Genomic DNA, 25,275 nt, shown 5'->3' on the forward strand with positions numbered 1-25,275 from the left:
GGGCGGGGGAAGCCCGGGAGCGTCGTTCGGCTCGTGACTCTCAGCAGCGGAAGACGAGCAGTCGGCCCGGCAGTTCGCCGGATCTCGACAACGGGACGGCCTGCTGCCCGGTCAGCGGTACGGACGCGGGCAGCCCGGCGGGTTCGCGCGCCGGGGAGGCGGTCGACAGGGGCGTGGACAGCGGCGGCGGCGCGGACACCGCGGCCGCCGGCCGTCCGCCGCGGCGCGGCCGCACGCGGTCGGTGGCGGTCTCCGGATGGTCATGGGTGTCCAGCGCCACCGGGGCGGCGGCCGGGGCGCCGGGGCCGGACCCGCCGGCCGCCGTCCGCGCGGCCGCCGCGCTCGCGCCGGACGCCTCCCCGTAGCCACCCCCGGCACCCGCCGGAAATACGAGGGCCGCCGCCAGGACGGCCACGACGAACAACAGGAACCGGCCGCGACCGCGGCCACAGAAATGACTGCCGGCCATCATCGCCCCTTCCGGTTCCGGCGCGTTCCGGCGCGTTTCGGTGTGGCTGGACAGTGCCCTCCATTCTGTCCAAGAGGACACGTCCCGTCGCAACTCGGTATGTAACCGCCATGTAAACCCGGAACTGTCGAAAAGGAACGATCAGCTCCGATCGCCCCGGCGCCCGCCGGCGCGCGACCCGGCCCCGCACACGCCCCACGGCACGGAAGTCCGCCCGCACCGCTTGACGGGCACGCCACCCGCCAGGACTATTCATCGCGTGATGAATTTTTTGCGCCACTCCCGCGCCCCGGCCGCCCCCACCGCCCCCTCCGGCACGGCCCCCGCCGTCCACGCCCACCACCTCACCGTCGTACGAGGCGGCCACACCGTCCTCGACGACCTCGCCTTCGACATCCCCCGCGGCCGGATCACCGGCCTCCTCGGCCCCTCGGGCTGCGGCAAGACCACCCTCATGCGAGCCGTCGTCGGTACCCAGGCCCACCTCACCGGCACCCTCGACGTCCTCGGCCACCCCGCCGGCCACCCCCGCCTGCGCCCCCGCATCGGCTACGTCACCCAGGACCCGGCCGTATACGACGACCTCACCGTCCGCCAGAACCTCGACTACTTCGCCGCCGTACTGCACCCCGGCCGCGCCGCCCGCGCCGCCCGCCGTGCCACCGTCACCCGCACCATCGAGGACGTCGACCTCACCCGGCACGCCGACACCCTGGCCGGACGGCTCTCCGGCGGCCAGCGCAGCCGCGTCTCCCTCGCCGTGGCCCTCCTCGGCGCCCCGGAACTCCTCGTCCTCGACGAGCCCACCGTCGGCCTCGACCCCGTCCTCCGCCGCGACCTGTGGAACCTCTTCCACACCCTCGCCGCCACCCGCGCCACCACCCTCCTCGTCTCCTCCCACGTCATGGACGAGGCCGAGCGCTGCCACCACCTCCTCCTGATGCGCGAGGGCCGCATCCTCGCCGCCGACGGCCCCGACGCCCTGCGCGAGCGCACCGGCTCGCCCACCGTCGAGGCCGCCTTCCTCCACCTCGTCGACGAGGCCGCCGCCCCGCAGCCGGAGCCCACCCCCGAGGAGTCGGCCCGATGACCACCCCCGCACCCCACCCCGCCACGACCCCGCCGCTCTCCCCGTCCCGCGCCCTGGCCACCGCCGCCCGCGTCCTGAGACAGCTGAGCCACGACCCCCGCACCCTCGCGCTGCTCCTCGTCGTCCCCTGCGCGATGATCACCCTGCTCCGCTACGTCTTCGACGCCCGCCCGGAGACCTTCGACACCATCGGCGCCTCCCTCCTCGGCATCTTCCCGATGATCACGATGTTCCTGGTCACCTCCATCGCCACCCTCCGCGAACGCACCTCCGGCACCCTGGAACGCCTGCTCGCCATGCCCCTGGGCAAGGCCGACCTGCTCACCGGCTACGCCCTCGCCTTCGGCCTCCTGGCAGCCCTCCAGTCCGCCCTGGTCACGGCCCTGTCCGTCTGGCTCCTCGGCCTCGACGTCACCGGCTCCCCCTGGCTGCTCCTCCTGGTGGCCGTCCTCGACGCCTTTCTGGGCACCGCCCTCGGCCTCTTCGTCTCGGCGTTCGCCGCCTCCGAATTCCAGGCCGTCCAGTTCATGCCCGCCGTCCTGATGCCCCAGCTCCTGCTCTGTGGCCTCTTCACCCCCCGCGCCACCATGCAGCCGGCCCTGGAAGCCCTCTCCGACGTCCTCCCCATGTCCTACGCCGTCGACGGCATGGCCGAGGTCCTCCACCACCCGGGCATCACCACCGACTTCGTCCGCGACACCCTCATCGTCAGCGGCTGCGCCCTGCTCGTCCTCGCCCTCGGCGCCGCCACCCTCCGCCGCCGCACGGCCTGACGCGTCCGGCCCTCGATACGCCCCGGCACCCCGCGCCACCAGGTGCGAGGATGACCGCGTAACCGATCAGGCACCATCGGCGAGGTGAACCGCAGCATGACCCAGAAGGTCGCCGTCCTCGGCACCGGAAAAATCGGCGAAGCCCTGCTCAGCGGGATGATCCGAGGCGGCTGGGCCCCCTCCGACCTGCTGGTCACAGCCCGCCGCCAGGAACGCGCCAAGACGCTCCACGACCGCTACGGCGTCGAGGCCGTCAGCAACGCCGAGGCCGCCGAGTCCGCGGACACCCTGATCCTCACGGTCAAGCCCCAGGACATGGGCACGCTCCTGACCGAGCTCGCCCCGCACGTCCCCGCCGACCGCCTGGTCATCAGCGGCGCCGCCGGCATCCCCACCTCGTACTTCGAGGAACGCCTGGCCACCAACACCCCCGTCGTCCGGGTCATGACGAACACCCCCGCCCTCGTCGACGAGGCGATGTCCGTCATCTCCGCCGGCACCCACGCCACGGCCGCCCACCTCACCCTCGCCGAGGAGATCTTCTCCACCGTCGGCAAGACCCTCCGCGTCCCCGAGAGCCAGCAGGACGCCGCCACCGCGCTCTCCGGCTCCGGCCCGGCCTACTTCTACTTCCTCGTCGAGGCCATGACCGACGCCGGCATCCTCCTCGGCCTCCCCCGCGACAAGGCCCACGACCTGATCGTCCAGGCCGCCATCGGCGCCGCGGTCATGCTCCGCGACAGCGGCGAACACCCCGTCACCCTCCGCGAGAACGTCACGTCCCCGGCCGGCACGACCATCAACGCCATCCGCGAACTCGAGAACCACGGCGTCCGCGCCGCCATGATCTCGGCCCTCGAAGCCGCCCGGGACCGCAGCCGCGAACTGGCCTCCGGCAACGGCTGACCTACGGCAACGGCTGACCCAAGGGCGGGGCGCCACACCACGCGCCCCGCCCGTCCCACCTACGCCAGCAGCCCCACGGCCCGATACGCCGCGTCCACCCGCGGCCGCGCCAGCGACCGGGCCCGCTCGGCCCCGCCCCGCAACACGGAATCGACATACCCCGTGTCCGCCGCCAGGGCGGCATGCCGCTCCCGCACCGGCCGCAACGTCTCCACCACCGTGTCCGCCGTGTCCTTCTTCAAGGCCCCGTACGACCCGTACGCCCCCGCCAGCTCCCGCGGATCCCCGTCCGTACACGCGGCCAGCACATTCAGCAGATTCGCCACCCCCGGCCGCTCCTCCGGCGCATACGCCACCTCACTCCCCCCATCGGTCACCGCCCGCATGACCTTCTTCCGCACCACCTCCGGCTCATCCAGCACATAGACCACCCCCGTCTTCCGCCCCTGCCCCGACTTCCCCATCTTCGACGTCGGCTCCTGAAGGTCCATCACCCGCGCCGCCACCTTCGGATGCGTCGCCCTGGGCACCACGAACGTCGGCCCGTACCGCTGGTTGAACCGCACCGCCAGATCCCGCGTCAGCTCCACATGCTGCGTCTGGTCCGCCCCCACCGGCACCTCCTGCGTCCCGTACGCCAGGATGTCCGCCGCCATCAGCGCCGGATACGTCAGCAACGACAGCCGCACGCTCCCACCCCGCGCCGCCACCTGCGCCGACTTCTCCTTGTACTGCACCATCCGCCGCATCTCACCGTCGGAGGCCGTGCACTCCATCAGATACGACAGCCGCGCATGCTCATCCACATGGCTCTGCACGAACACCGTGCACCGCTCCGGATCCAGCCCCGCCGCCAGCAACAGCGTCGCCGCCTGCCGGGTCAGCCGCCGCACCCGCCCCGGATCGTGCTCCACGGTCAGGGCATGCAGATCCACCACGCAGAACAACGCGTCGCCCCGCCGCTGATCCACCTCGACCCAGCGCCGCATCGCCCCCAGGTAGTTCCCCAACGTCAGATGCCCCGTCGGCTGCACCCCACTGAAGACCCGAGGCCCAGCAACACCCGTAGCCCGCGAACCCAACATCCATCTCTCCCAACACCGTCCGGGACCGCCGCACTCACCGGCCGGCTACGAGATGGAGATACGCGAACGGCCGCCGAAGCGGCGGCCGTGGTCATGCATGCGCAAAGGGGCGGCCGCCGTCAGGCGGGCCACCACAGCTGTACGAGCGCATGCGAAGTCATGGACCCCAAAGTACCCCCACACCCCGCGCCCGGCGGGAGTTTGAAGAACCTCACCCCCTCGTGTAGTGTCCTCCGAGTTGCCACGGAGCCAGCAGGCCCCGGACAACCATCCCGCCGCTTCGCGGCACACCACTACTGCACGGCCCCTCACCGGGAACAATTTCGGCATGCCGAAATTCGGACCGGGACTCGATTATGAGTCACCGAGGAATTCCGCTAAAGTAGTGACCCCGACAGGAAATCGGAACTGAATTCGAACCGGAAACGGAACGAAATCGGATCTGATACAGTCGGAAAGGCCGAAAAGCGAAAGCGAAGCGGCCAACCCCGCTCCAACAGGGGGCCGGAGACGGAAACGGATCTGGTAAGGTTGGAAACGCGAAGAAGCCGAAAGGCGGAAACGCACCGGCGAAAATCGGGGCCGCAAGGATCTGATAGAGTCGGAAACGCAAGACCGAAGGGAAGCGCCCGGAGAGCCTGGTGAAACAGGCACAAAGGAAGCGTCCGTTCCTTGAGAACTCAACAGCGTGCCAAAAGTCAACGCCAGATATGTTGATACCCCGTCGACCGGAAACATCCGGGAGATGAGGTTCCTTTGAAAGTCCTGCCGACATCTTGTGTGACGGTAGGCAATACACAGCGAGGACGCTGTGAACGTAGCGGGCTTATTCCGCCCGCTCGTTCCGCTCAACGCGAGTGTCACCCGATTACGGGTAAACATTCACGGAGAGTTTGATCCTGGCTCAGGACGAACGCTGGCGGCGTGCTTAACACATGCAAGTCGAACGATGAAGCCGCTTCGGTGGTGGATTAGTGGCGAACGGGTGAGTAACACGTGGGCAATCTGCCCTTCACTCTGGGACAAGCCCTGGAAACGGGGTCTAATACCGGATACGACACGGGGTCGCATGACCTCCGTGTGGAAAGCTCCGGCGGTGAAGGATGAGCCCGCGGCCTATCAGCTTGTTGGTGGGGTGATGGCCTACCAAGGCGACGACGGGTAGCCGGCCTGAGAGGGCGACCGGCCACACTGGGACTGAGACACGGCCCAGACTCCTACGGGAGGCAGCAGTGGGGAATATTGCACAATGGGCGAAAGCCTGATGCAGCGACGCCGCGTGAGGGATGACGGCCTTCGGGTTGTAAACCTCTTTCAGCAGGGAAGAAGCGAGAGTGACGGTACCTGCAGAAGAAGCGCCGGCTAACTACGTGCCAGCAGCCGCGGTAATACGTAGGGCGCAAGCGTTGTCCGGAATTATTGGGCGTAAAGAGCTCGTAGGCGGCTTGTCGCGTCGGATGTGAAAGCCCGGGGCTTAACCCCGGGTCTGCATTCGATACGGGCAGGCTAGAGTTCGGTAGGGGAGATCGGAATTCCTGGTGTAGCGGTGAAATGCGCAGATATCAGGAGGAACACCGGTGGCGAAGGCGGATCTCTGGGCCGATACTGACGCTGAGGAGCGAAAGCGTGGGGAGCGAACAGGATTAGATACCCTGGTAGTCCACGCCGTAAACGTTGGGAACTAGGTGTGGGCGACATTCCACGTCGTCCGTGCCGCAGCTAACGCATTAAGTTCCCCGCCTGGGGAGTACGGCCGCAAGGCTAAAACTCAAAGGAATTGACGGGGGCCCGCACAAGCAGCGGAGCATGTGGCTTAATTCGACGCAACGCGAAGAACCTTACCAAGGCTTGACATACACCGGAAAACCCTGGAGACAGGGTCCCCCTTGTGGTCGGTGTACAGGTGGTGCATGGCTGTCGTCAGCTCGTGTCGTGAGATGTTGGGTTAAGTCCCGCAACGAGCGCAACCCTTGTTCTGTGTTGCCAGCATGCCTTTCGGGGTGATGGGGACTCACAGGAGACTGCCGGGGTCAACTCGGAGGAAGGTGGGGACGACGTCAAGTCATCATGCCCCTTATGTCTTGGGCTGCACACGTGCTACAATGGCCGGTACAATGAGCTGCGATACCGCGAGGTGGAGCGAATCTCAAAAAGCCGGTCTCAGTTCGGATTGGGGTCTGCAACTCGACCCCATGAAGTCGGAGTTGCTAGTAATCGCAGATCAGCATTGCTGCGGTGAATACGTTCCCGGGCCTTGTACACACCGCCCGTCACGTCACGAAAGTCGGTAACACCCGAAGCCGGTGGCCCAACCCCTTGTGGGAGGGAATCGTCGAAGGTGGGACTGGCGATTGGGACGAAGTCGTAACAAGGTAGCCGTACCGGAAGGTGCGGCTGGATCACCTCCTTTCTAAGGAGCATCTAGATCCCGTAAGGGATCCAGAGCCACTACGTCGGCAAATGTCCGACGGTGGTCAGCTCATGGGTGGAACGTTGACTATTCGGCGCACTTAATTGGTTGTCACTAGTACTGCTTCGGCGTGGAACGTGGGGATTGAGATGGTGGGCCGGGCACGTTGTTGGGTATCTGAGGGTACGGACTGTGAGTCTGGACCTTCGCGATGCCGGCCCCGGTAAAGGCTCACTTTGGTGGGTTGTGACGGGTGGCTGGTCGTTGCTTGAGAACTGCACAGTGGACGCGAGCATCTGTGGCCAAGTTTTTAAGGGCGCACGGTGGATGCCTTGGCACCAGGAACCGATGAAGGACGTGGGAGGCCGCGATAGGCCCCGGGGAGCTGTCAACCGAGCTTTGATCCGGGGGTGTCCGAATGGGGAAACCCGGCAGTCGTCATGGGCTGTCACCCGCTGCTGAACACATAGGCAGTGTGGAGGGAACGCGGGGAAGTGAAACATCTCAGTACCCGCAGGAAGAGAAAACAACCGTGATTCCGGGAGTAGTGGCGAGCGAAACCGGATGAGGCCAAACCAGTCACGTGTGATACCCGGCAGGGGTTGCGTGGTTGGGGTTGTGGGATCTCTCTTTCATAGTCTGCCGGCTGTGAGACGAGTCAGAAACCGTTGATGTAGGCGAAGGACATGCGAAAGGTCCGGCGTAGAGGGTAAGACCCCCGTAGCTGAAACATTGACGGCTCGTTTGAGAGACACCCAAGTAGCACGGGGCCCGAGAAATCCCGTGTGAATCTGGCGGGACCACCCGTTAAGCCTAAATATTCCCTGGTGACCGATAGCGGATAGTACCGTGAGGGAATGGTGAAAAGTACCGCGGGAGCGGAGTGAAATAGTACCTGAAACCGTGTGCCTACAAGCCGTGGGAGCGTCGCGTTGAGTCTTCGGATTCAACGTCGTGACTGCGTGCCTTTTGAAGAATGAGCCTGCGAGTTTGCGGTATGTTGCGAGGTTAACCCGTGTGGGGAAGCCGTAGCGAAAGCGAGTCCGAATAGGGCGTTGAGTAGCGTGCCCAAGACCCGAAGCGGAGTGATCTAGCCATGGGCAGGTTGAAGCGGAGGTAAGACTTCGTGGAGGACCGAACCCACCAGGGTTGAAAACCTGGGGGATGACCTGTGGTTAGGGGTGAAAGGCCAATCAAACTCCGTGATAGCTGGTTCTCCCCGAAATGCATTTAGGTGCAGCGTCGTGTGTTTCTTGCCGGAGGTAGAGCACTGGATAGGCGATGGGCCCTACCGGGTTACTGACCTTAGCCAAACTCCGAATGCCGGTAAGTGAGAGCGCGGCAGTGAGACTGTGGGGGATAAGCTCCATGGTCGAGAGGGAAACAGCCCAGAGCATCGACTAAGGCCCCTAAGCGTGTGCTAAGTGGGAAAGGATGTGGAGTCGCAGAGACAACCAGGAGGTTGGCTTAGAAGCAGCCACCCTTGAAAGAGTGCGTAATAGCTCACTGGTCAAGTGATTCCGCGCCGACAATGTAGCGGGGCTCAAGCACACCGCCGAAGTCGTGTCATTGCAGCATTAGGACCAACGTCTGCTGTGATGGGTAGGGGAGCGTCGTGTGCCGGGTGAAGCAGCCGTGGAAACGAGTTGTGGACGGTTCACGAGTGAGAATGCAGGCATGAGTAGCGATACACACGTGGGAAACGTGTGCGCCGATTGACTAAGGGTTCCTGGGTCAAGCTGATCTGCCCAGGGTAAGTCGGGACCTAAGGCGAGGCCGACAGGCGTAGTCGATGGACAACCGGTTGATATTCCGGTACCCGCTTTGAAACGCCCAATATCGAATCCATTAATGCTAAGGCCGTGAAGCCGGCCTGGAGTCTTCGGACGAAGGGACGTGGTGGAGCCGCTGACCCAAGGTGGTAGTAGGTAAGCGATGGGGTGACGCAGGAAGGTAGTCCAGCCCGGGCGGTGGTTGTCCCGGGGTAAGGGTGTAGGCCGTGTGGTAGGCAAATCCGTCACACGTTAAGGCTGAGACCTGATGCCGAGCCGATTGTGGTGAAGTGGATGATCCTATGCTGTCGAGAAAAGCCTCTAGCGAGTTTCATGGCGGCCCGTACCCTAAACCGACTCAGGTGGTCAGGTAGAGAATACCGAGGCGTTCGGGTGAACTATGGTTAAGGAACTCGGCAAAATGCCCCCGTAACTTCGGGAGAAGGGGGGCCATTGCTGGTGATCCGATTTACTCGGTGAGCTGGTGGTGGCCGCAGAGACCAGCGAGAAGCGACTGTTTACTAAAAACACAGGTCCGTGCGAAGCCGTAAGGCGATGTATACGGACTGACGCCTGCCCGGTGCTGGAACGTTAAGGGGACCGGTTAGTCACATTTCGGTGTGGCGAAGCTGAGAACTTAAGCGCCAGTAAACGGCGGTGGTAACTATAACCATCCTAAGGTAGCGAAATTCCTTGTCGGGTAAGTTCCGACCTGCACGAATGGCGTAACGACTTCTCGACTGTCTCAACCATAGGCCCGGTGAAATTGCATTACGAGTAAAGATGCTCGTTTCGCGCAGCAGGACGGAAAGACCCCGGGACCTTTACTATAGCTTGATATTGGTGTTCGGTTCGGCTTGTGTAGGATAGGTGGGAGACTTTGAAGCAGCCACGCCAGTGGTTGTGGAGTCATTGTTGAAATACCACTCTGGTCGTGCTGGATGTCTAACCTGGGTCCGTGATCCGGATCAGGGACAGTGTCTGGTGGGTAGTTTAACTGGGGCGGTTGCCTCCTAAAGAGTAACGGAGGCGCCCAAAGGTTCCCTCAGCCTGGTTGGCAATCAGGTGTTGAGTGTAAGTGCACAAGGGAGCTTGACTGTGAGACTGACGGGTCGAGCAGGTACGAAAGTAGGGACTAGTGATCCGGCGGTGGCTTGTGGAAGCGCCGTCGCTCAACGGATAAAAGGTACCCCGGGGATAACAGGCTGATCTTCCCCAAGAGTCCATATCGACGGGATGGTTTGGCACCTCGATGTCGGCTCGTCGCATCCTGGGGCTGGAGTCGGTCCCAAGGGTTGGGCTGTTCGCCCATTAAAGCGGTACGCGAGCTGGGTTTAGAACGTCGTGAGACAGTTCGGTCCCTATCCGCTGTGCGCGTAGGAGTCTTGAGAAGGGCTGTCCCTAGTACGAGAGGACCGGGACGGACGAACCTCTGGTGTGCCAGTTGTCCTGCCAAGGGCATGGCTGGTTGGCTACGTTCGGAAAGGATAACCGCTGAAAGCATCTAAGCGGGAAGCCTGCTTCGAGATGAGGGCTCCCACCCCCTTGAGGGGTTAAGGCTCCCAGTAGACGACTGGGTTGATAGGCCAGATATGGAAGCGCCGTAAGGTGTGGAGTTGACTGGTACTAATAGGCCGAGGGCTTGTCCTCAGTTGCTCGCGTCCACTGTGTAGGTTCTGAAGTAACGACCGTTGAGTCATGCTCCGGTGTTAACTTCATAGTGTTTCGGTGGTCATTGCGTTAGGGAAACGCCCGGTTACATTCCGAACCCGGAAGCTAAGCCTTTCAGCGCCGATGGTACTGCAGGGGGGACCCTGTGGGAGAGTAGGACGCCGCCGAACAAATTTTGAAAAAGCCTCATTCTCCGAGTGAAAACTCGGAGAATGAGGCTTTTTTGCGTTGTGGTCGATTAATGGGTGGCGTACCAGGTGAGAGTCAGGAGGGTGGTCGCGGTGGCCAGCGCGGCCAGGCGGATGGGCTTGCCGGGGAGGAAGAGCGCGGCGGCGCAGGCGTACGGGAGGCCGGTGAGCAGGAGTACGCCGCCGGGAAGGTTGGACGGGATCTCTTGCCAGGAGGCGGCTATCAGGGCGGCGGCGCCGGCCGTGCCGAGGCCGTAGACGCCGAGGGCCCAGCGGAGGAGGCCGGGGCGGGTGCGGGGAGTGGCTGGATCGTGCGGGTCGCGCGGCCGAGGGAGGCCAGCAGGAGGAGGCCAGGCCGGCGAGGATCGTGAGGGGGAATGCGGTGAGCCAGCCGATGCTCAGGCTCGGCCAGCCCCATAAGGAGAGGAGGAGCTCGCCTTGGATGAAGAACAGGGCCGTGCCCAGGGACCCGATCATCATGAGATGCATCGTTAATGCGGCCGCTGCCACCGGTATTTCTTTGCCCGGTTGAGACTGATGATGACAGTGGGGCGTCCGGGCAGGGGTGGTGGCTGTTTCGGTCAGGCCTGCAGGGGGCGGAGTGGCCAGCGGGCCTGGGCCTGTTCGGGGGAGCGCAGGGTGGCCAGGGCGAGGAGGCCGCGGGTGGGGCCGGTCTCGAGGAGTTCGGGGAGGGACGGGAGCGGGGCGAGCGCTCCGATGTCGTCCAGGACCAGGGTGAGTGGTGGGTCGAGCCGACCGTCAGATGACCGTTCGGCCATGCGGCGGCCGTGCTCGACCACGTGCGAGAGGAGTGCGGTGAGCAAGGGCATCGCACCCGGGTCGGTACGCGGGTCCTCGATGGGTTCGCCTACCACGTAGAGCGTTCCCCCCTCGTGGATGAATGATTCGAGAATGAGTGAATCCGCTCGGGGAGGATTGCAGGCGTCCCGGATGTGGATGGAGGAGAGGGCGGCCAGTGCGCGGCCGAGCAACTCCTTCGCCATTTCGCGGCGTTCGGCGTGAGCGGTGAGGACCGACTCCAGCTCGCCGGCCTGGCCGGCCGAAGCTTTGGGGCTGGTGCGCAGGATGCGTACGGGTTCCTGCGCGGCGCCGGTGGCGTGGGCCCAGCGGTGCAGCTGGCGGAACGGGCGGCCGTCCACGGCGGCGGCGTGCAGCCAGCAGCGCAGCAGGGTCTGGGCGGCGTCCGCGACGGCCGAGTCCAGGGTGCTCGTGGGGCGTACGGGGGCCAGGAGGGCGGCGGCGCGGGTGGTGGCGGTGGCGATGTCCTCGCAGCCGGAGGTGGGCGACCAGCGGAGCCGGGCCGGGGTGTCGAGGCGGTGGGTGGGGTCGTAGGTCAGCAGGGGGCCGAGCTTGGCGCGGGCGTCCTTGGTCTCGGCCCAGAGGGCGGGGTCGGTGGTGGCGACGACCAGGGGGCCCTCGGCGGAGGTGATGGCGGCGGCCGCGGCGGCGCGGGTGGCGGTGCGGTCGGAGCTGAAGTGGAGGTGGGGGAGGGGTGGTGAGGACAGGGCCGTTGTCGCCGGTGCTGCTGCGGTGGTGGGGGCGCCGAGTTCGGGTGGCGTGGCCGGGGCGGTCGCCTTCACCTGTTCGGGTGATTCGAGCGGTTTGGCGTCGATGGGGGATTTTTGTGCGGGTGTCGGGCGTTGGGCGGGGTGAAGGTCGTGGGCGGGTGGGGTGGTGAGGCCGGCCACGGCGGGGGGCTTCTGGAGGGAAGCGGGGGGTGGTTCAGGTGCGGGGGAAGGTGCCGTGTCGTGGGCGCTGGGGGCGGTTGGTGCCGCCTGGGGGCGGGGCTCGGCCGCCGCCGTGTCGTGGGCCGGTGTGCGGGTGGCTTGGCGGCGTGCGGCGCGTACCGCGCGATAGCGGGTGACCGTGCCGAGCGTGAAGATCGTCAGGACCAGCAGCACCATCAGCTCGCCGATGAGGATGCCCCAGAACAGCCCGTAGCCGGAGAGTTGGCCCTTGGGGGTGTGGGGCCAGGCGGCGGCGAGGTCGTGCGGGGCGGCGACGAGATGGCGCAGGGCCATGGGGGTGCCGGGATAGCTGACGCCGCGGGGCCAGGAGCCGTGGGCCAGCAGGCCGGCCAGGCCGGTTGCCGTCCAGACCAGCAGGGTCAGGCCGAGAAGGAAGACGAGCAGCCCTATGAGCAGGGCGTCGGGGATGCCGCGCTCGCGGCCGCGAGCGCTCCTGACGTCATGGTCGTCCCGGCTGCTGTATCTGCCGTGGCCTCGCTCCGGCTCGTATCCGCGTGTCACGCCACCGTCTCGCTCGACTCGTCTCTCCACTGTCGTTCCATCGCCATGGCTTCGGCGCGTGCCTCGGCCTCGGCGTCCGCCGCCGCTTCGAGGGCGCGCGCCTCGTCCGTCGGCATCGCGGAGGCCTCGGTCATCGCCCGGTCGGTGTAGACGAGCGGGCGCTCGGCTTCGGTGACGAGGTGTTTGACGACCTGGACGTTGCCGTTGACGTCCCAGACCGCGATGCCGGGGGTGAGGGTCGGGATGATCTCGACGGCCCAGCGTGGCAGGCCCAGGACCTGGCCGGTGGAGCGTGCCTCGTCGGCCTTCTGGGCGTAGATGGTGCGGGTCGAGGCCATTTTGAGGATCGCCGCGGCCTCCTTGGCGGCCGCGCCGTCGACCACATCGCTGAGGTGGTGGACGACGGCCACGAAGGACAGGCCGAGCCGTCGGCCGAACTTCAGCAGGCGCTGGAAGAGCTGGGCGACGAAGGGGGAGTTGATGATGTGCCAGGCCTCCTCGACCAGGAAGATGCGTTTCTTCCGGTCGGGACGGATCCAGGTGTGTTCCAGCCATACGCCGACGATCGCCATGAGGATGGGCATGGCGATGGAGTTGCGGTCGATATGGGAGAGGTCGAAGACGATCAGGGGCGAGTCCAGGTCGATGCCCGCACTTGTCGGGCCGTCGAACATGCCGCGCAGGTCGCCGTCGACGAGGCGGTCCAGGACCAGCGCCACGTCCAGGCCCCAGGCTCGTACGTCGTCTATATCGACGTTCATGGCCTCGGCGGATTCCGCCTGCGGGTGGCGCAGTTGCTCGACGATGTCGGTCAGGACGGGCTGGCGGCGGGTGCGGGGCCTGTCGTCCTGGTTGCCGTCGCCGGCGTCCGTGGCGGTGAAGTCGTTGAGTACGGCCGCGTGGGCCACCTTGAGGGCGAAGCCGGAGCGTTCGTCCAGGCCGTGCCCCATCGCGACCTCGATGATCGTACGGAGCAGGGCCAGCTGGCCGGTGGTGGTGATGGAGGGGTCGAGGGGGTTGAGGCGGATGCCGCCGTTGAGGGCGGCGGTGGGGTCCAGGCGGATGGGGGTTATACCCAGCTCCTGGGCGATGAGGTTCCATTCGCCGACGCCGTCCTCGCCCTGGGCGTCCAGGACGACGACCTGCCGGTCGCGGAAGCGGAGCTGGCGCAGGACGTACGTCTTCTCCAGCGCGGATTTGCCGTTGCCGGATTCGCCGAGGACCAGCCAGTGGGGGGCCGGGAGCTGCTGTCCGTACAGCTGGAAGGGGTCGTAGATGTAGCCCTTGCCGCTGTAGACCTCGCGGCCGATGATCACGCCGGAGTCGCCGAGGCCGGGGGCCGCGGTGGGCAGATAGACGGCCTGGGCCTGGCCGGTGGAGGTGCGTACGGGCAGCCGCGTCGTCTCCACCTTCCCGAACAGGAAGCTGGTGAATGCGTCGGTGAGGGCACCGAGCGGGTCGAGCATGGCCATGACGTACGCGCCTCCCAGCGGCTTAGCGGCGGATCCCGGTCGCGAACGGCAGGGTGTTGACGAACGCCCGGTGGTGCTCGCGGTCGCACCACTCCAGCTTGAGGTAGGACTTGCCGGCGGAGGCGCGGATGGTGCGCTTGTCGCGGGCGAGGGCTTCGGGGGAGCGGGAGGAGACCGTGATGTAGCCGACGAGGTTGACGCCGGCGGCGCCGGACGCCAGGTCCTCGCCGCGCTGGTCGACGCGGCCGTGGTGGGCGACGTCGCGGGGGTCGACGACGCGGTTCATCTTGGCGGCGCGGCTGGCCTCGGCATCGTCGTTCGTCTTCTCCGTCAGCATCCGTTCGATGGCGATCTCGGTGGGTTCGAGGTCCATGCAGACGGCGACCGTACGGATCACGTCCGGGGTGTGGACGAGGAGGGGGGCGAGGAAGTTGACGCCCACCGGGGTCAGCGGCCATTCCTTGACCCAGGCGGTGGAGTGGCACCAGGGCGCGCGGGTCGTCGACTCGCGGGTCTTGGCCTGGAGGTATGTCGGCTCGGTGGCGTCCAGCTCGGCGGGCCAGGCGTTGCGCTTGCTCATGGCCTGGATGTGGTCGATGGGGTGGTCCGGGTCGTACATGGAGTGCACGAGGGAGGCGAGGCGGCCCTGGCCGAGGGGCTGGCGTACGCGGATGTCGGCCTCCGCGAGGCGGGCGCAGATGTCGGTGAGCTCGCGGGCCATGACGACGGCGAGGCCGGCGTCGCGGTCCAGCTTCTTGCCGAAGAGGCCGCCGCGCGTGGTGCGGGCGGCGCGCGCCATGGTGTGGGCCTCGGCGGCCAGTTCGCGGGTGTAGTGCATGCAGGCGACGAGGTAGGCGCGGTGTTGTTCGGAGGAGGTGGAGACCATCGACTGGAGCTGGTCGTAGGAATCCTGGAGCCAGTGGGGGGAGTTCTGGTCGCCGCGCTGGGCGACGTCCTTGGCGTGCGCGTCCGGGTCGGCGGGCAGCGTACGGGCCAGGATCTGCAGGCGGGTGACGAAGCCGTCCCCGTTGGCGACGTGCTTGAGGAGCGTCCCGAAGCGGTCGACCAGGGCCTCCTGGTCCTCGCTGTCGCGCAGGCCGACGCCCGGTCCCTCGATCTCGATGGCGGCCGTTACGGTCTTTCGGTCCGCGTGCAGCAGTACGGCGATCTCGTCCGGGCCGAAGGGGGCGGACAGCCAGTTGATGCGGCCGATGCCGGGCGGCGGGCCGATCTCGATCTCCCGGCCGTCGAAGCGGGTGCCGGCCTCGGCGGCGCCGGAGCGGTAGACGGCGTTGTTGCGGACCGTACGGCGGTAGCTGCGGTTGATCTCGAACCACTTGTAGAACGTGCGGCCCTTGTACGGGACGTAGACGGTGGCGAGGCCGAGCATCGGGAAGCCCGTGAGGGTGGCGATCCGCAGCGGGAGTACGGGCACCAGGAGGCCGCACATCATGCCGAGGAAGGCCCCGGCGATGATCAGCGCGATCTCGCCGGTTTCGCGGTTCTTGCCGACGATCGCGTTGGGCCGGGCGCGGCCGATGAGATAGGTGCGCCGGGGTGCGATCGGGTGGGACTGTGCGCTCAACGCCCCTCACCTCCTGCTGTCTTGCCAGTGCGGGCGTTGGTGCTCGGACCGGGGTTGTTCGTACGGGGAGCGGGGGGCGTGGCCCGGCCGCCGCCGGAGCGCGAGCTGTGCGCGGCGACGCCGCCGGCCACGGCGTCGGCCTGCCGGGACTGGCCGCCTTGCGCGCCCTGCCCGCCTTGGCCGCCGCCGTCGCCGGATTTGCGGGTGCTGTGCGTTTTGATGCCCTGGGAGACGAGGGCGGCGGGGGAGCTGATGACGGCGGCAGCTTTGTTCTCGGCGCCCTGCATGAGCCGGTTGTTGCGGGAATTGGCGATCTCGTCGCCGAAGCCCGGGACGAAGCGGTAGATCATGGCGCTGGCGAAGATGGCGAGCAGGATGATCGCGAGGCCGGAGACGACGGCGGAGAAGGCGTTCGGGCCGTCGCCGGAGGAGAGCGCGCCAGCGATGCCGAGCACGATCACGATGACCGGTTTCACCATGATCACCGCGATCATGATGCCGGCCCAGCGGCGCACATGCGTCCACATGTTCTTGTCGACCAGCCCGGCGTAGACGACGGTGCCGAGCAGCGCGCCGACGTAGAGCAGGGCCGCCCGGACCACCAGCTCCAGCCAGAGGATGCCGGCGGCGAGCACGGAGACCAGCGACACGACGATCAGCATGATCGGGCCGCCGCCGATGTCCGTGCCCTTGGTGAGCGCCGCCGAGAAGGCGCCGAAGAAGGTGTCGGTCTGGGCGCCCGTGCCCTTGGCGATGATCTCGGTGACGCCGTCGGTTGCCGAGACGATCGTGTAGAGGATGAGCGGGGTGAAGGCGGAGGCGAGCACCGTCAGCCAGAGGAAGCCGACCGCCTCGCTGATCGCTTCCGTCAGCCGTACGCCGCGGACGGCGCGCTTGGCGACGGCGAGCAGCCACAGGACGAGGGTCAGGACGGTGGAGGCGGCGAAGACGACCGCGTACTGGCGCAGGAAGGCGGCGTTGGTGAAGTCGACCTGGGAGGTTGCCTTTACGGCGTCGGAGAGTTTGGTGACGATCCAGGCGGCGGCTTTGGCGCAGCCCTTGGCGAGGGAGGTGAGGGGGTCGAGGGGGTTGTTGTCGAGGGGGTTGGTGGAGGGGAGCTTGGGGGTGCCGGAGCCGGCTTTGTCGCCGGATTGGCAGTAGTCCTTGGCGGGGCCGCGGATGAGGTCGCAGGGGTCACTGCTCGGCTTGGGCTGGGGGGCCGCGAATGCGCGCGAGGCCAGGAGGATGGCGGCCGTCTGGATCCCCGTCACCAAAGCGGTGAGTGACAAGGCGCGGCGGCGACTGTTAGCGGGCATAGGTGAACCCTCCGAACCCTTGCACGGCCTTGGTCATGTCTTTTGCCGATGCGGCGGCTTGGTCCCTACCGACCGGTGCCGGCCCGTCCTTCTGCGTGAAGTCGGTGACCTTCCAGTCGCCGTCGATCCACTTGAGGTCGAAGGTGTTCGTGTACCAGCTCTCCGAGACGGGGTTCTTCGACTCCGTACCTGCGAGACCGAAGAGAGCGGAGTACCAGACCGAGACCTTGGCGGTGTCGCCCTTGTAGGACTCGATCTTTGTGCCTACCGGGTTGGCGCGAGAGACGAACGTCAAGCCATTGGGGGCACTGCCATCCGGCTTGAGGCCGATCCGGCCGAGGAACTTGGGGTCGGAGTACACCTTGTCGAGGTCGCTCTTGCGCGCGGCCGCTATCGTCGGTGCGTAAACGGTTTTGGTGATCTGCTGGCGCCTCGCGGTTTGGTACATCCCGTCGCTGGTGAGCGCCACCGCATAATTAGCCGCCGCCGACTGCGCCCCCTGCTCCGTCTTGGCGAAGCCCGTGGCGATGTTGCCGTTTTTGCCGGTGACGGGCTTGGTGCCGGTGGGGGCGGTGGGCTGGGTGTCGGTGCCCTTGGGGGAGTCGGCGGAGGGTGCGCCGCCGTTGGTGTCGCCGCTGCGGTTGGCGAAGGCGATGGCCGCGATCAGCAGGACGACCACGCCGACGCCCGTGACGAGGTTGCGGCTGGAGACGCCGGCCCGGGACCGTCGTCCCGAGCCGTAGCCGTCGCCTCCGCTGTCGGGGAGTCGTGTGCGGGTCTGGCCCGTCTCGGGGCCGCGGTCGCTGCCGTAGCCGCCGTCATCACTGAGACTCATCGCGCCTGTGCCCCCTCTGCCGCCGTCGCCGTCCGTGCTGTTGTGGTGCCGCCCTCATATGACCGTAGCCGCGTGGGCGGCGGCTCGGGCGAAGTGGTACGAGTACATCTCACGGTGACGGTTCCTCAGATGCTGGGCGGCAGAGGCGAATGGGGGACTCTGGGGCATTTGCGCCCATCGCCTGCTTCGCGCCGGTCGCGGCCTTCTTCTCTCCGGAACCACCTGTCCCCCCGCAACGGCCCGCCCAATCGGCCCGCTGGTGGCACGGGTGGCGCAGGCGTGGCGGGGCGGGGGTCGAGCCGGGGTGAGTGGGCGTCAGCATGAGGCCTCGGCAGGGAAGGTGGGGCCAGTGGGAGCGAGTGGGGGCACGGGGCGGCGGAGAGGGGGCGGGCGGGGGCGCACGGGGACGGCACCGGGACGGGTACGTGCACCGTGTGCGGCGGGGCGGCGGCTATGGAGGGGGCGGGCTGGTGGCCCTAGACCGCCATGCCGTAGACGATGGTGAAGAGCGTCCCCAGTGATCCGATGATGAAGACGCCGGTCAGGCCGGCCACGATCAGGCCCTTGCCCTGTTCGGCGCTGAAGGTGTCGCGCAGCGCGGTGGCGCCGATGCGCTGCTTGGCCGCACCCCAGATCGCGATACCGAGGCACAGCAGGATCGCGATCGCCATGACCACTTCGACCATCACGCGGGCTTCGTTGCCCAGGCTCCCGAACGGGCCCCAGTCCGGGGCGATTCCGCCGATGATGGTGGTGATGTCGCCCTTTTCGGCCGCAAGAAACATGTTTGACATGTGTGCCATGTGTGAACTCACCGCCCCTTATGGGTAGTTGTGTGACTGCGCCCGGATGGCACAGTCAGCCTCTATCTTCGCTGACAAAGGCGCCATCAGAAGTCGACTTGGCGGCTTTCTTTGATGGATCCGGTGGGGGAGGTGTGTGCGTGGGCACTCACACCGTCCACTGAGCCCATTAGTCTCACTGTGTGTATCACGGTCGATAACCCTGAGCAATGATCACCGGGGGGCGGCGGTCGGCCGGTCGCCCGGTCGGTCAGGGGTGGGCGGTCGCGGAGTCCGGTTCGGTCCTGGAGTCCCGCGAAGTGGTCGAAGTCGGCGGCCTTTCGGCCGTACGCGGGGTGGGCGGGGCCGTGGGGGGGATTCGGCCCGCGGGCGGCCGCTGTGCGGACTGAGGGCGGGCGTGGCGGCTCGTACGGGGGCGGGGGCCGCGGGGTGGGCGTGCGGGCGGGGAGCTCTTGGCGGCTCCGTGGCGGGCGGCCCGGTGCGCCCCGGTTCCGGACGTCTCGTCGCCCCGCCGGAGGGCCGGACGCTCCCGTCGGTGCCCCCGCTCCGAGCGCCCCCGCGCCCCGCCGTGCGGCCGTAAATCGCGCGTAGGTACGGGAAAATCCGGTGAACGTGGCGCGGATGGGGGAGGGTTGTGGGGTGCGGAAATTCTGGGTTGCCGGTGGGATCGGGGCGGGGCTGGTGCTCTGCCTGCTGGGGTTGCTGGTGGTGGGGACGTATTCGGCGGCGGCCGGGCTGGCGGGGGCCGGGGGGCGGGCGGTCGGGCTGGCCAAGGGGGCGGTGCCGGCCGCGTATCAGTCGCTGGTGCAGAAGTGGGGGACGCTCTGTCCGGCGATCAGCCCGGCGCTCCTGGCGGCGCAGCTGTACCAGGAGAGCGGGTGGAACCCCAAGGCCCAGAGTCCGGCCGCCGCACAGGGGATGGCGCAGTTCATTCCGGGGACGTGGCAGACGCACGGGGTGGACGGGAACGGCGACGGGAAGCGGGATGTCTGGGATCCGGAGGATGCGATTCCGTCGGCGGCCTCCTATGACTGCGAGTTGGCGAAGTATGTGAAGGGGGCGTCAGGAGACGCCACGCGCAACATGCTTGCCGCGTACAACGCGGGCGCGTACCGGGTGATCCAGTACGACGGGGTGCCGCCGTACCGCGAGACGCAGAACTACGTGAAGACGATCACGACGCTGGCCAAGAGCTTCGAGGCGCCCACGGGGCCGGTGGCGTCGTCCAGGCAGGCCGCGGCCGCCATCTACTTCGCCCAGGAGAGGCTGGGGACGAAGTATCTGTGGGGCGGTACGGGCACGGCGGCGCAGGGCGGGCGGTTCGACTGTTCCGGGCTGACACAGGCCGCGTACCACTCGGTGGGCATCGAGCTGCCGCGGGTGGCCAATGACCAGTGGAACGCCGGACCGCATCCGGGGCGGGACGAGCTGCTGCCGGGGGACCTGGTGTTCTTCGCGTACGACCTGAAGGACCCGCGGTCGATCCACCACGTGGGGATGTACGTGGGCGGCGGCTACATGATCAATGCGCCGTACACCGGGGCCGTGATCCGGTTCGACAAGATCGATACGCCGGACTACATCGGGGCGACCCGGGTCACGTCGGATGGCGCGAAAGCGCTGCCGCGGCCGGGCGCTGCGTGACCATGGAGGGCGGAGCGGGCCCGGATTCGGGCCCTGAACTGCGGTGATGAGTCAAGCTTCGATAACGTCCTGGTGATCATCCGGTAGCGAGTGGAACGCCGGAGGGGGGCCTCGCGTTTCCCTTGCGTGGGGACGTGTGGACGTATCCGAGCCAGAAGCACGGAACGCGGCAGACGCTCGACGATCACGGGGGCCGGCAGTACACACAGGCGCTCGCGCGCGCGAAAGGTAAGGGGTCGCGGCAGATGGCTGGACTCGCACTGGAGGGGCCGAACCCCGATGTCGACGTGCTCGACGGCATCAACGGCCTTGCCAAGGATGCCCCCCACTGGGTCAACAAGGCCATGGAGTACATCGGCGAGTACGGCATCATCGCCGGGCTCGGAGTGCTGTGTCTGATCGCGTGGTGGGGCGCGCGGCGCAAGCCCGATGCGCCCGCCGCCATCGCCGGGTTCGTCTGGGCGCCCCTGGCGGCCGGGCTCGCGCTGCTGGCCAATATTCCGATCCGGGCGTTCGTGGAGCGGCCGCGGCCGTTCAAGGACCACGCCGGGCTGGAAGTGCTGATTCCGGGCAAGAGCGATTACTCGTTCGTGAGTGATCATGCGACCTTGACGATGGCGGTCGGGGTCGGGCTGTTCGTCGCCAGCCGGAAGTACGGGCTGATCGGGATCGCGCTGGCGCTGGCGGAGGGGTTCTGCCGCGTGTACATGGGGGTGCACTACCCGACCGATGTGGTGGGCGGGTTCGCGCTGGGGACGGCCGTGGCGCTGTTGCTCGCGCCGGTTGCGCAGGCGCTGCTGGTGCCGCTGATGACGGCGATCGGGCGGTCGCGGGCCGGGTGGATCGCGTGGTTCGTGCGGGCGCCGGGTGGCCGGGCGCAGGCCGCTGCCGGTGGCGGTGGCCGTGCGGAGCTCGACGCCGAGGGTGAGCGGGTCGTGGCGGCCGGCTCGGCGATGCCGACGCGGCGCCGTGACCGCGACAGGGATCTGGCGGCCTGACGCGCCGGTCCCGGAGGGACGAAGACGGCCCGGTCCCCATGAGGGGGCCGGGCCGTCGCCGTTCGGTCCTCGGCGGCCTGCGGGATCAGAGGGCCTGCGGGAAGGTGCTGAACAGCCGCTGCGGGTCGTAGCTCTGCTTGACCTTGGCGAGGCGGTCGGCGGCCGGGCCGTAGTAGGCGGACTTCCAGTCGGTCAGCGCCGGGTCCGTGTAGTTCTGGTAGGCGGCGCCGGAGGAGTGGCGGCGCATGGCGGCATGGAAGGAATTCAGCCATGCGGTGCGGGTGGTGGACGAGCCGCCGGCGGGCCAGGACGTCAAGTACTGGGCGAGGAAGCGGGATCCGCGGTGGACGAACGCGGTGTCGGTGCGGCCGACGCGGTTGATCGCGCCGCCCAGGGCCGTCAGGGCGACATTGCCGGCGACGCCCTTGCGGCCGCCGCTCTCTATCTGGGCCATCAGGGTCTGGATGCCGCCCGCGGAGAGCGCGCGGTCGAAGAAGTGGGAGCGGGCGGCGTAGGTCTCGCGGCCCAGTTGGCCGTCGCCGGTGTGACCGGGGAGGCTGCCCGGCATATGGCACTGCGTGGTGGTTTTGGACGAGCAGCCGGCGTAGGACTCCATGGCGTCCAGGTAGCCGGTCGGGGTGAGGCGGACGGTGGTGGCGGGGCCGGGGCCGCCGGGCTGGTCGGCGAGCTTGTCGACGGCGTTCTGGAGGTCGCGGTAGCTGCCGAGGGAGAAGGCGGCGACGGAGACGGCCGGGGTGCCGCCGGGCCGGGCGTCGAGATGGCAGGCCGACCATATTTCGTCGGCCTGGGTCGGGCCCCACTTCTGCCAGGACGCGAGGACCTTGGCGGCCTTGGCCCAGGGCCAGGTCATGTACGCCATCACCGCGCGGGGCGCCGGGTGGGTGCGGAAGCGGAGTTCGGTGACCACGCCGAAGTTGCCGTTGCCCGCACCGCGCAGCGCCCAGAAGAGGTCGGAGTGGTGGGAGGCGTCGCAGTCGACGGTTTTGCCGTCGGCCGTGACGAGGGTGGCGCTGACGAGGCTGTCGCAGGTCAGGCCGTAGGCGCGGGAGACGACGCCGTGCCCGCCGCCGAGGGTGAGGCCGGATATGCCCACCGTGGGGCAGGAGCCGCCGGGAACCGTCACGCCGTGCGGGGCCAGGCCCTCGTAGACGTCGATGAGCTTGGCGCCGGCGCCGATGCGGGTGATGCCGCCGGACGGCGCGCCGACCTTGGAGAGGGCGGAGACGTCGACGATGAGCTTGCCGTTGCCGCTGGACCAGCCCGCGTAGGAGTGGCCGCCGCTGCGGATGGCGAGCGGGGTGTCGTAGCGGCGGGCGAAGGCGAGGCATTCGGCGATGTCGGCGGGGTGCTTGACGTAGGCGATGGCCGAGGGCTTGAGGCTGTCGTAGCGGGTGTTGTACAGGCGGCGGGCCGTTGCGTATCCGGCGTCGGAGGCCTGTATCAGCGAGCCGTCCAGGCTCTTGCCGAGGGCGGTCCAGGAGGCCTGGGTGGCCCGGCGCTTGGCGACGGCCGCGGGGGCGGAGGCCGCGTTCGTCTGTATCCCGTCGGCGCCGCGTGCCGTGGCCGTGGCGGAGGACGCCGCGCCCGGTTTGCCCGTCGTGCTGTTGCAGCCGGTGGCCCAGGCGACCGAGGTCGCCGCGAGTGCGCCGCCCGTTTGCAGGAGTGTGCGCCGCTTCATTGGGATGTGTCCCCCTCGATGTGTCCGGTTGGGCCCCGTCCGCCGATGGCCGGCGGGTGGTCACGGGGTGCGCAGGGGAAGCGGGCTACCAGGCGGCGGCGCATAACGGATGGATGCCGCCGTGTCCGGAAAAGGCCGATGTCGTCCGGTGCTTGTTGCCCTGCGGTGTCCCGTTATGGCCGCGAAGTCCGTTGCCGCTCGGCGCTCTTGCTTCCCTTAATACCCAGATGCGGTGAGGGCGTTGTGGGTTCCCGAGGCGGACCGGGTCATTCCAGGGGGCGTTTCGCGTCACCTTCGGGGGCGGACTGGTGCCGCTCCGCGTCCGTACGGGCCTGGGAGCGTGCGCGGCGGGCCGGCCCCCGCCAGCCGCAGTCGCAGCGGGCGTGGCAGAAGGAACCGCGTTCGGTGGTGGAGGTCGCGTGCGGGGCTCGGTCGGGCACCCGGCCACGCTACGCGCCCGGAGGGGGGCTGCGTGACGGGCCCCCGGTATTGGTCGTTGAACGGAGCGGTCGGCACAGGCCGTCCCGAACACAGCGGCCGAGGGGGCTCGTACGCGATGGTGGTGCAGGACAGGCGAGGCGGCGTGGTCGCCCTGGCCGCGGTGTGCGGAACGGGTCTGGCCGTGGGGCTCCTGGCGACGGGCTGTTCCCCCGACGGCGCCGCGGCCGACGACCAGGCACCCCGCGGCCCGGCGGCCGCCTCCGAGGTCCGGCGCAGCGCCGATGCGTTGGTCCGGGCCGGCTCCGCCAGGGTGCGTACGGCGATGGAGACGGCGAGCGGCGGCACCCGCGTCGCCATCCGGGGCACCGGGGTCTATGACTTCCGCGCGAACGGCGGGCGGCTGCGCGTTCTGCTGCCCGATCCGGCGGGCCGGCCCAGCGAGGGGCATCAGCCGATCACCGAGGTCCTGGCGCCGGGCGCGCTGTTCATGAAGAACCGCGGGGCCGGGGTGCCGGCCGACAAGTGGGTGCGGGTCGCCACCGCCTCGCTGGACGACGGGAATCTGGTCACCGGCGGCGCGACCGATCCGCTGGCCGCCGCCGAACTGCTGCGGGGGGCGCGGGATGTGACGTACCAGGGGGAGGAGCGGCTCGGCGGCGTCCGGGTGCGGCACTACCGCGGTGCGACGGACATCGCGGTGGCCGCGCGGGCGGCGTCGCGGCGCAGCAGGCCGGCGCTGATGGCGGCGAAGAAAGGGTTCACCACGGATGTGGTGCCGTTCGATGCCTATCTGGACCGGGCGGGGCGGCTGCGCAAGGTGTGCCAGCGGTTCCAGTTCGCCAATGGTGTGCCCAAGGGGGCGTCGGTGACCTCCACCACAGAGCTGTACGACTTTGGAGCGAAGGCCGCGCTGCGGATGCCGCAGGGGCGCGACATCTATGCCGGGAAGATCGCCTCCGCGGCGCCGTAACGATACGGCGGCCGGCCGGAAGGAAGGCGCCGGGAGTGCGCCGGGAAGGCGCCGCGAGGACGGCAGGCCCGCAACTGCCGGGGGCGCTTGCCGGGTGGCGGAAATGGTCCATCCGTGCCATGCGTGGAGCGTGCGCCCGTCCCTACGCTGGGCGGTAACCACCAGAGGCGTGGGAAGGCGCTCGAAGGAGGAGGTGGGGTACGTGCCTGCACACCGCCATCCGACGGTTCAGGACCACGTCGCCCTCGTCGAGATCGACCTGACTGGTGAGTTGATGATCGCGGCCGCGGCCGCCGCGGAGGATCGGCTCAGCCCGGACCGTATCGACGAAGTGTTGGACGTGGACGGGGGCGGAGACGGGGAAGGCGGCGGCGACGGCGAGGCGCCGCCAGGCCCCGGCGCGCCGGCGAGACGCGGCTAGGGCCCGCCCGGTGGGCCGTGGCCCGCGTCACCCCAGGGCGCGCCGGTCAGGTGCGCAGCATCCGCTCGATGGCCTTGGTCGCTTCCTGGACCTTGGCGTCGATGGCGTCGGGGCCCTTGACGGCGGCGTCGGCGACGCAGTGCCGCAGGTGCTCCTCCAGGAGCTGGAGGCCGAAGGACTGCAGGCCCTTCGTGCTCGCCGAGACCTGGGTGAGTATGTCGATGCAGTAGACGTCTTCCTCGAGCATCCGCTGGAGGCCGCGGATCTGGCCCTCGATGCGGCGCAGACGCTTGATGTGGGCGTCCTTCTGCTTGGCGTAGCCGTGGATGCCACGGTCGTGATCGGTCACCGTGTCAGGGTCGGTTTTCGGCTGCGGGGTGTGGCAGGCCGCGGCGGCTGGGGCGGTGCCGTTGGTGTCGGCGTCCGTGGTCGTCATGGCCGTCTCCCGTGGTATCTC

The 25,275-nt window shown here is 68.0% G+C and carries 18 protein-coding genes and 3 rRNA genes; 10 read left to right on the forward strand and 11 right to left on the reverse strand.

The genetic code is table 11. From position 1 onward, the window contains the following. Positions 1 to 40: 40 nt before the first annotated feature. The gene (locus AC5677_RS22300) at positions 41 to 472 is read right to left on the reverse strand and encodes a hypothetical protein (protein WP_497189688.1); all 432 of its coding nucleotides are present in this window, start codon (positions 470 to 472) and stop codon (positions 41 to 43) included. A gap of 259 nt (positions 473 to 731) precedes the next feature. Between AC5677_RS22300 and AC5677_RS22305 the strand changes: the two genes are divergently transcribed. The 3 genes from AC5677_RS22305 (at position 732) to proC (ending at position 3,238) form a co-directional block, all read left to right on the forward strand. Continuing rightward, complete coding sequence (locus AC5677_RS22305; RefSeq protein WP_497189689.1) at positions 732 to 1,559, forward strand: ABC transporter ATP-binding protein; 828 nt, start codon at positions 732 to 734, stop codon at positions 1,557 to 1,559. After that, the gene (locus AC5677_RS22310; RefSeq protein WP_497189690.1) at positions 1,556 to 2,332 is read left to right on the forward strand and encodes an ABC transporter permease; all 777 of its coding nucleotides are present in this window, start codon (positions 1,556 to 1,558) and stop codon (positions 2,330 to 2,332) included. Before AC5677_RS22305 ends, AC5677_RS22310 begins: the two co-directional genes overlap by 4 nt. A gap of 96 nt (positions 2,333 to 2,428) precedes the next feature. Beyond that, positions 2,429 to 3,238 carry a pyrroline-5-carboxylate reductase gene (gene proC / locus AC5677_RS22315; protein ID WP_497196713.1) on the forward strand — a complete coding sequence of 270 codons (810 nt, stop codon included), beginning with the start codon at positions 2,429 to 2,431 and terminating at the stop codon, positions 3,236 to 3,238. A gap of 59 nt (positions 3,239 to 3,297) precedes the next feature. Here the strand turns inward: proC and trpS are convergent, their stop codons facing one another. Beyond that, positions 3,298 to 4,323 (reverse strand): tryptophan--tRNA ligase, encoded by a 1,026-nt coding sequence (gene trpS / locus AC5677_RS22320; RefSeq protein ID WP_497189691.1) that lies wholly within the window; start codon positions 4,321 to 4,323, stop codon positions 3,298 to 3,300. A gap of 881 nt (positions 4,324 to 5,204) precedes the next feature. On the opposite strand from trpS, the gene AC5677_RS22325 reads away from it, so the two are divergent. The 3 genes from AC5677_RS22325 to rrf all read left to right on the forward strand — a co-directional run bounded on the left by AC5677_RS22325 (position 5,205) and on the right by rrf (position 10,346). Then, a 16S ribosomal RNA gene (locus AC5677_RS22325) occupies positions 5,205 to 6,733 on the forward strand. A gap of 300 nt (positions 6,734 to 7,033) precedes the next feature. Then, positions 7,034 to 10,155 (forward strand): 23S ribosomal RNA (locus AC5677_RS22330). Positions 10,156 to 10,229: 74 nt separating this feature from the next. Then, a 5S ribosomal RNA gene (rrf, locus tag AC5677_RS22335) occupies positions 10,230 to 10,346 on the forward strand. Together the 16S, 23S and 5S rRNA genes form the textbook arrangement of a ribosomal RNA operon. A 599-nt stretch (positions 10,347 to 10,945) precedes the next feature. On the opposite strand, the gene AC5677_RS22340 is transcribed toward rrf, so the two are convergent. The 6 genes from AC5677_RS22340 to AC5677_RS22365 form a co-directional block, all read right to left on the reverse strand. Then, positions 10,946 to 12,634, reverse strand: coding sequence for a type IV secretory system conjugative DNA transfer family protein (locus AC5677_RS22340; protein WP_497189692.1), 1,689 nt, complete (start codon positions 12,632 to 12,634; stop codon positions 10,946 to 10,948). Next, positions 12,631 to 14,100 carry an ATP-binding protein gene (locus AC5677_RS22345; RefSeq protein ID WP_497196714.1) on the reverse strand — a complete coding sequence of 490 codons (1,470 nt, stop codon included), beginning with the start codon at positions 14,098 to 14,100 and terminating at the stop codon, positions 12,631 to 12,633. Before AC5677_RS22345 ends, AC5677_RS22340 begins: the two co-directional genes overlap by 4 nt. Positions 14,101 to 14,128: 28 nt before the next feature. Next, the gene (locus tag AC5677_RS22350) at positions 14,129 to 15,691 is read right to left on the reverse strand and encodes an SCO6880 family protein (RefSeq protein WP_497189693.1); all 1,563 of its coding nucleotides are present in this window, start codon (positions 15,689 to 15,691) and stop codon (positions 14,129 to 14,131) included. Beyond that, a complete protein-coding gene (locus tag AC5677_RS22355; protein WP_497189694.1) occupies positions 15,688 to 17,007 on the reverse strand; it encodes a hypothetical protein in 1,320 nt (439 codons plus the stop codon). The genes AC5677_RS22350 and AC5677_RS22355 overlap by 4 nt, the downstream gene beginning before the upstream one ends. Further along, on the reverse strand, positions 16,997 to 17,842 hold the full coding sequence (locus AC5677_RS22360; protein WP_497189695.1) for a DUF8175 domain-containg protein: 846 nt from the start codon (positions 17,840 to 17,842) through the stop codon (positions 16,997 to 16,999). The genes AC5677_RS22355 and AC5677_RS22360 overlap by 11 nt, the downstream gene beginning before the upstream one ends. Positions 17,843 to 18,318: 476 nt before the next feature. After that, a complete protein-coding gene (locus AC5677_RS22365) occupies positions 18,319 to 18,627 on the reverse strand; it encodes a DUF8827 family protein (RefSeq protein ID WP_400064477.1) in 309 nt (102 codons plus the stop codon). A gap of 657 nt (positions 18,628 to 19,284) precedes the next feature. On the opposite strand from AC5677_RS22365, the gene AC5677_RS22370 reads away from it, so the two are divergent. Both AC5677_RS22370 and AC5677_RS22375 read left to right on the forward strand, forming a co-directional pair. Further along, positions 19,285 to 20,289, forward strand: a complete 1,005-nt coding sequence (locus AC5677_RS22370; RefSeq protein WP_497189696.1) for a C40 family peptidase — start codon at positions 19,285 to 19,287, stop codon at positions 20,287 to 20,289. A 245-nt stretch (positions 20,290 to 20,534) separates the two neighbouring features. Then, entirely contained in the window at positions 20,535 to 21,287 is a 753-nt protein-coding gene (locus AC5677_RS22375; protein ID WP_497196715.1) for a phosphatase PAP2 family protein, read from the forward strand. Positions 21,288 to 21,372: 85 nt separating this feature from the next. On the opposite strand, the gene AC5677_RS22380 is transcribed toward AC5677_RS22375, so the two are convergent. Together AC5677_RS22380 and AC5677_RS22385 are read right to left on the reverse strand one after the other, a co-directional pair. After that, positions 21,373 to 22,986, reverse strand: coding sequence for an FAD-binding oxidoreductase (locus AC5677_RS22380; protein ID WP_497189697.1), 1,614 nt, complete (start codon positions 22,984 to 22,986; stop codon positions 21,373 to 21,375). Positions 22,987 to 23,252: 266 nt separating this feature from the next. Beyond that, on the reverse strand, positions 23,253 to 23,426 hold the full coding sequence (locus AC5677_RS22385; protein ID WP_497189698.1) for a hypothetical protein: 174 nt from the start codon (positions 23,424 to 23,426) through the stop codon (positions 23,253 to 23,255). A gap of 116 nt (positions 23,427 to 23,542) precedes the next feature. Between AC5677_RS22385 and AC5677_RS22390 the strand changes: the two genes are divergently transcribed. Next, positions 23,543 to 24,397, forward strand: a complete 855-nt coding sequence (locus AC5677_RS22390; protein ID WP_497189699.1) for an SCO4651 family lipoprotein — start codon at positions 23,543 to 23,545, stop codon at positions 24,395 to 24,397. Between the two features lie 193 nt (positions 24,398 to 24,590). After that, on the forward strand, positions 24,591 to 24,818 hold the full coding sequence (locus tag AC5677_RS22395) for a hypothetical protein (RefSeq protein WP_497189700.1): 228 nt from the start codon (positions 24,591 to 24,593) through the stop codon (positions 24,816 to 24,818). Positions 24,819 to 24,864: 46 nt separating this feature from the next. On the opposite strand, the gene AC5677_RS22400 is transcribed toward AC5677_RS22395, so the two are convergent. Further along, a complete protein-coding gene (locus AC5677_RS22400; protein WP_497189701.1) occupies positions 24,865 to 25,254 on the reverse strand; it encodes a metal-sensitive transcriptional regulator in 390 nt (129 codons plus the stop codon). Positions 25,255 to 25,275 lie beyond the last annotated feature (21 nt).

This window comes from Streptomyces sp. JLSY215, assembly GCF_059682825.1.

Bases quoted from the DNA above. Each gene is read 5' to 3' on its own strand.
- trpS (WP_497189691.1), bottom strand. From the start codon at position 4,323: ATGTTGGGTTCGCGGGCTACGGGTGTTGCTGGGCCTCGGGTCTTCAGT.
- AC5677_RS22300 (WP_497189688.1), bottom strand. From the start codon at position 472: ATGATGGCCGGCAGTCATTTCTGTGGCCGCGGTCGCGGCCGGTTCCTG.
- AC5677_RS22360 (WP_497189695.1), bottom strand. From the start codon at position 17,842: ATGAGTCTCAGTGATGACGGCGGCTACGGCAGCGACCGCGGCCCCGAG.
- AC5677_RS22305 (WP_497189689.1), top strand. From the start codon at position 732: ATGAATTTTTTGCGCCACTCCCGCGCCCCGGCCGCCCCCACCGCCCCC.
- AC5677_RS22365 (WP_400064477.1), bottom strand. From the start codon at position 18,627: ATGTTTCTTGCGGCCGAAAAGGGCGACATCACCACCATCATCGGCGGA.
- AC5677_RS22375 (WP_497196715.1), top strand. From the start codon at position 20,535: ATGGCTGGACTCGCACTGGAGGGGCCGAACCCCGATGTCGACGTGCTC.
- AC5677_RS22390 (WP_497189699.1), top strand. From the start codon at position 23,543: ATGGTGGTGCAGGACAGGCGAGGCGGCGTGGTCGCCCTGGCCGCGGTG.
- AC5677_RS22380 (WP_497189697.1), bottom strand. From the start codon at position 22,986: ATGAAGCGGCGCACACTCCTGCAAACGGGCGGCGCACTCGCGGCGACC.
- AC5677_RS22400 (WP_497189701.1), bottom strand. From the start codon at position 25,254: ATGACGACCACGGACGCCGACACCAACGGCACCGCCCCAGCCGCCGCG.
- AC5677_RS22345 (WP_497196714.1), bottom strand. From the start codon at position 14,100: ATGCTCGACCCGCTCGGTGCCCTCACCGACGCATTCACCAGCTTCCTG.
- proC (WP_497196713.1), top strand. From the start codon at position 2,429: ATGACCCAGAAGGTCGCCGTCCTCGGCACCGGAAAAATCGGCGAAGCC.
- AC5677_RS22355 (WP_497189694.1), bottom strand. From the start codon at position 17,007: ATGCCCGCTAACAGTCGCCGCCGCGCCTTGTCACTCACCGCTTTGGTG.
- AC5677_RS22310 (WP_497189690.1), top strand. From the start codon at position 1,556: ATGACCACCCCCGCACCCCACCCCGCCACGACCCCGCCGCTCTCCCCG.